The 4,745-nt window shown below is 74.3% G+C and carries 2 protein-coding genes; both read left to right on the top strand.

The window, feature by feature from the left end; all coding sequences use genetic code 11:
- On the top strand, positions 1-3,413 hold a 3,413-nt coding region (locus ACWGIG_RS37090; RefSeq protein WP_453326123.1), incomplete at its 5' end, for a non-ribosomal peptide synthetase.
- A gap of 205 nt (positions 3,414-3,618) precedes the next feature.
- A complete protein-coding gene (gene gntD / locus ACWGIG_RS37085; protein WP_453326122.1) occupies positions 3,619-4,689 on the top strand; it encodes a guanitoxin biosynthesis L-enduracididine beta-hydroxylase GntD in 1,071 nt (356 codons plus the stop codon).
- The last annotated feature ends 56 nt before the right edge of the window (positions 4,690-4,745 follow it).

Genomic DNA, 4,745 nt, shown 5'->3' with positions numbered 1-4,745 from the left:
TGGCGGCGCGGGCGCATCGGGCGGGGTTGTCGCTGACCGCGAAGGACGTGTTCGTCCACAAGACCATCGCCCGCCTCGCCACCGTCGCCCAGGACGTGACGGAGTCCGAGACGCACAACGGTCCCGACGTACCCGCGGGTCCGCTGATCACCCTCGACGACGCCGAGCGGGCCGAACTCGACGCGAGCGGCTACCGGGTGGCGGACGTACTGCCCCTGACCCCGCTCCAGCAGGGCATGCACTTCCACGCCCTGATGTCGTCGGACGCCATCGACGTCTACGTCACCCAGCGGCCGTTGCGGCTCTCCGGGCCGCTGTCGCCCGCCGTCCTGCGCACGGCGTGCGACGCCCTGCTCGCCCGCCACCCCGCACTGCGCGCCTCGTTCGTCTCGCTCGCTTCGGGGCGCTCCGTCCAGGTCGTGCACGAGGACGTCCGCGCGCCCTGGCGCGAGATCGACCTCACGGAGCTGGACGCACAGGAGCAGCGCACCAGACTCGCCGAACTGCTCGCCGAGGACCGGACGCGGCGCTTCGACCTGGCGCGCTCGCCACTGCTGCGGGTGGCACTGATCCGGCTGGCGGCCGAGGAACACCTGCTGCTGGTGACGCACCATCACATGCTGCTGGACGGCTGGTCGCTGCCCCTGGTCTTCCGCGACCTCTTCGCGCTGTACGCCCACGGCGGCAGCGACCGGGGCCGGCCGCCGGCGCCGTTCGCCGGCTTCCTGCGCTGGCTCGGTGCCCAGGACGACGAGCGGGCCGCCGAGGCGTGGCACGAGGCCCTGGCCGGGCTCGACGAGCCGACCCTGGTCGCCCCCGGCGCCGAACCCGCCGCCGGCACCCTGCCCGAGCTGGTCTCGACCGCCCTCGATCCGGCGGCCACCGAGCGGCTCACCGCTGCCGTACGCGCCGGGGGCCTGACCCTCAACACCCTGGTGCAGGGCGCCTGGGCCATGGCGCTCGGTCACCTCCTGGGCCGCGACGACGTCGTCTTCGGCGCGACCGTCGCCGGGCGCCCGCCGGAGCTCGCGGGCGCCGAGGAGACCGTCGGCCTGCTGATGAACACCATTGCCGTACGGGTGGTTCTCGACCCGGCGCGACCCCTGGGCGAGGCACTGGCCGACCTCCAGGCCGCCCAGGCCGGACTGCGCCCGTACCACCACTTCGGGCTCGCCGAGGTGCAGCGCGGCGCCGGGATCGGCGAACTCTTCGACACCGTCGTGGGCTTCGAGAACACCCCCGTGGACCGGGACGCCGTCCAGGAGCAGGTGCCCGGCCTGCGGATATCCGTCGACGACGCGCCCGCGCCCGGCGCGTCCCACTACCCGTTCAGCCTGGTCGTGGTGCCGGGCGGGAACCTCAGCCTCGAACTGACCTACCGGAGCGACCTGTTCACCGCCGAGGAGGCCGCGGCGCTGCTCGACCGGGTCCGCACGGTCCTCGACACCTTCGTCGACCACCCGGCGATCCCCGTCGGCCGGATCGAACTGGTCACCGCGCGCGAACGCACCGAACTGCTGAGCACCGCGACCTCCGCCGCCGCGCTGCCGGAGCGCTCGACCTTCCCCGCGCTCTTCGAGGAGAGGGTCCGGGAGCGGCCGGACGCCGTCGCCGTGCTCGACGGTCCGCTCGCGGTCACCTACGGCGAACTCAACGCGCGGGCCAACCGGCTCGCCCGCGCCCTGGTGGCCCGCGGCATCGGCCCGGAGAGCGTCGTCGCCGTGGCGATGCCGAAGTCGGCCAGGTCCGTCCTCGCCGTGCTGGCGGTCCTCAAGAGCGGGGCCGCATACCTGCCGCTGGACCTCGGCTATCCGCCGGAGCGGCTGCGCTACATCGTCGCCGACGCCCGGCCGGACCTCGTGCTGACCACCGTCGGGGGAACGGGCCCGATGGCCGAGGCCGGCGCGGGAGCGACCCTGTGCCTGGAGCACGAATGGGATGCCGAGAGCCCCGGTGCGACCGCGGGGCCCGCCGGTCCTGCCGAGGCCGACCTGACCGACGGCGGCCGGACGGCGCCGCTGCGCCTCGACAGCACGGCGTACCTCATCTACACGTCCGGCTCCACCGGCCGGCCCAAGGGCGTCCTGGTGCCCCACAGCGGCATCGCCGCCCTGGTCGCCCAGCAGCGCGAGGGGCTCGCCCTGCGCCCGGACGAACGGGTGCTGCAGTTCGCCTCGCCGAGCTTCGACGCCTCGGTGTGGGAGCTCGCCACGGCCCTGCTCACCGGTGCGGCCGTCGTCACCGCACCGGCCGACGAACTCCTGCCCGGGCCCGCGCTCGCGGCGACGGTGGCCCGGCACGGCGTGACGACACTGCTGCTGCCGCCGTCCTCGCTGGCCGTCCTGTCCGAGGGCGCGCTGCCCGACGGCGTCACCCTCGTGGTGGGCGGCGAACCCTGCCCGCCCGACCTCGTCGAGCGCTGGTCGGCCGGGCGCCGCATGGTCAACGCGTACGGTCCCACCGAGGCGACCGTCATGGCCACGATGAGCCGCCCGCTGGCGGGCCGCACCGGGCCGCCCCTGGGCGAACCGGTCGTGGGCGCCGGGGTGTACCTGCTGGACGGTGCCCTGCGGCCGGTCCCGGTGGGCGCGCCCGGCGAGCTCTACCTGGCGGGCGAAGGCCTGGCCCGCGGCTACCTGCGCCGGCCCGGACTCACCGCCGAGCGTTTCGTGGCCGACCCGTACGGACCCGCGGGATCGCGGATGTACCGCTCGGGAGACCTGGCCCGCCGCAGGGCGGACGGCACCCTGGAGTACCTGGGCCGGATCGACCGGCAGGTCAAGGTGCGGGGTTACCGCATCGAGCCCGGTGAGATCGAGTCCGTACTGGCCGAGGACCCCGCGGTCGCGCAGGCGGCCGTGGTCGTCCGCGAGGACAGCCCCGGCGTGCGCCGACTCGTGGCGTACGTCGCTCCCGCGGCCGGCGCGCAGCCGGACCCGGTGGGGCTGCGCGGCAGGGTCGCCGCCGCACTGCCCGAGTACATGGTGCCCGCGGTCGTGGTCACCCTGGACCGGCTGCCGGTCACCCCGAGCGGCAAGCTCGACCGGGACGCACTGCCCGAGCCGGACTTCGCCGCGGCGGCGGACAGCAGGGCGCCGCGCACCCCCCGCGAGGAGCAGCTGTGCGAGCTGTTCGTGAAGGCCCTCGGGGCCCGCAGGATCGGCATCGACGACAGCTTCTTCGACCTGGGCGGCGACTCGATCATCTCCATCAGGCTCGTCACCCTGGCCCGCGCGGAGGGCCTGGACATGACGCCCCGGGACGTGTTCACGCACAAGACGGTGGCCGCGCTCGCCACCGCGGTGAAGGAACTCGCCCCGGTCCAGGAGGCCGACGCCTCCGAGGAGCCGCTGATCACGCTGGACCAGGACGAGCTCGCCGAGTTCGGCGAGGACTGGCGGGACCCGGCGTAGGCCGCCCCGCCAGGACCGTCGGCACCACCACCGATCCCCTACGTCACTCGCACCGATTTCCTTGCGTACGACCGCTGGACCACACCCCGCCGGGACCCTGCTCGGCCGGTTCGGCGCGCACCAGCAGGCGGCCCGGCCACAGGCGCGGGCCGCACAGGACCGAACAACGACGACCCTTGCGGTCCCGACCAGGCAGGACACCGCCATGACACTCACACTTCCGCCCGCTGCCGCGTCCCGCCGGGCCGGGGCCGACACCTCGCTCGACACTCCTCCGGAGTTCCACCTCGAAGCCGGCGAGGCGGCCGAGCTGCAGGCCGCCGCGCGTCAACTCGAAGAGTCCTGCGGCGATCCCGCACTGCCTGACTTCTACGACCGGGCGCAGCTCGCCGAGGAACTGCTGCCCGCCCGGCTGCGCTCCTTCCTGACGGCGTACCGCCGCGGCGCGGGGTCGGCCGCCTGCCTGCTGCACGGCTTCCCGGTGGACGACGGGCGGCTCGTCCCCACGCCGGGGCACTGGCGCGAGGCCATCGACGACGAGAGCGCCCGGTCCCAGGAGATGTGGCTGGCGCTGTGCGGGCTGGCGCTGGGCGACCCGTTCGGCTGGGTGACCCTCCAGCAGGGCCGCATCATCCAGAACGTACTGCCCATCCGCGGCGACGAGGCGCGCCAGAGCGGGCACGGCAGCGAGACCCTCCTGGAGTTCCACACCGAGGACGGCTTCCACCCCAACCGCTGCGACTACCTGCTGCTGTTCGGACTGCGCAATCCCGACCGGGTGCCCACCATCGTGGCGTCGGTGGCCGACGTCCGGCTCGACGACCGCGACCGTACGGTCCTGGCGGAGGACCGCTTCCACATCCTGCCGGACACCGAGCACATCCGGCAGCTGGAGACGAACGCCCCCGACCACCCCGCGCTGCCCAGGCTGCGCGCCATGCGTGACCGGCCGGAGCCGGCCGCGGTGCTCTCCGGCGACCGGCTCAACCCCTACCTGCGCATCGACCGGCCCTTCATGAACGTCACGCCGGGCGACACCGAGGCCGAGGCCGCGCTCGACAGGCTGATGGCCGAGCTGCAGCGCGTCCAGCAGGACATCGCAGTGGGCCCCGGCTCGCTGCTGATCGTCGACAACTACCGGGCGGTGCACGGCCGCAGGCCCTTCACCGCCCGCTACGACGGCACCGACCGCTGGCTCAAGAAGCTGACCGTCAGCCGCAACCTGCGGCAGAACTTCAAGGGCTACTCCCTCGACCACCCCCGCGTCATCGTCTGAGCCGGCCCCGCCCCCCTGCCCGGACGCGTCCCGCCCGGGCCCGGACGGGACGCGTC

The sequence above is a fragment of the Streptomyces sp. NPDC054863 genome (genome assembly GCF_053610825.1).
This window is presented reverse-complemented; position numbering and strand designations above follow the sequence as displayed.

Excerpts from the sequence above, each read along its gene's own strand:
- gntD (WP_453326122.1), top strand. The coding sequence starts at position 3,619 with ATGACACTCACACTTCCGCCCGCTGCCGCGTCCCGCCGGGCCGGGGCC.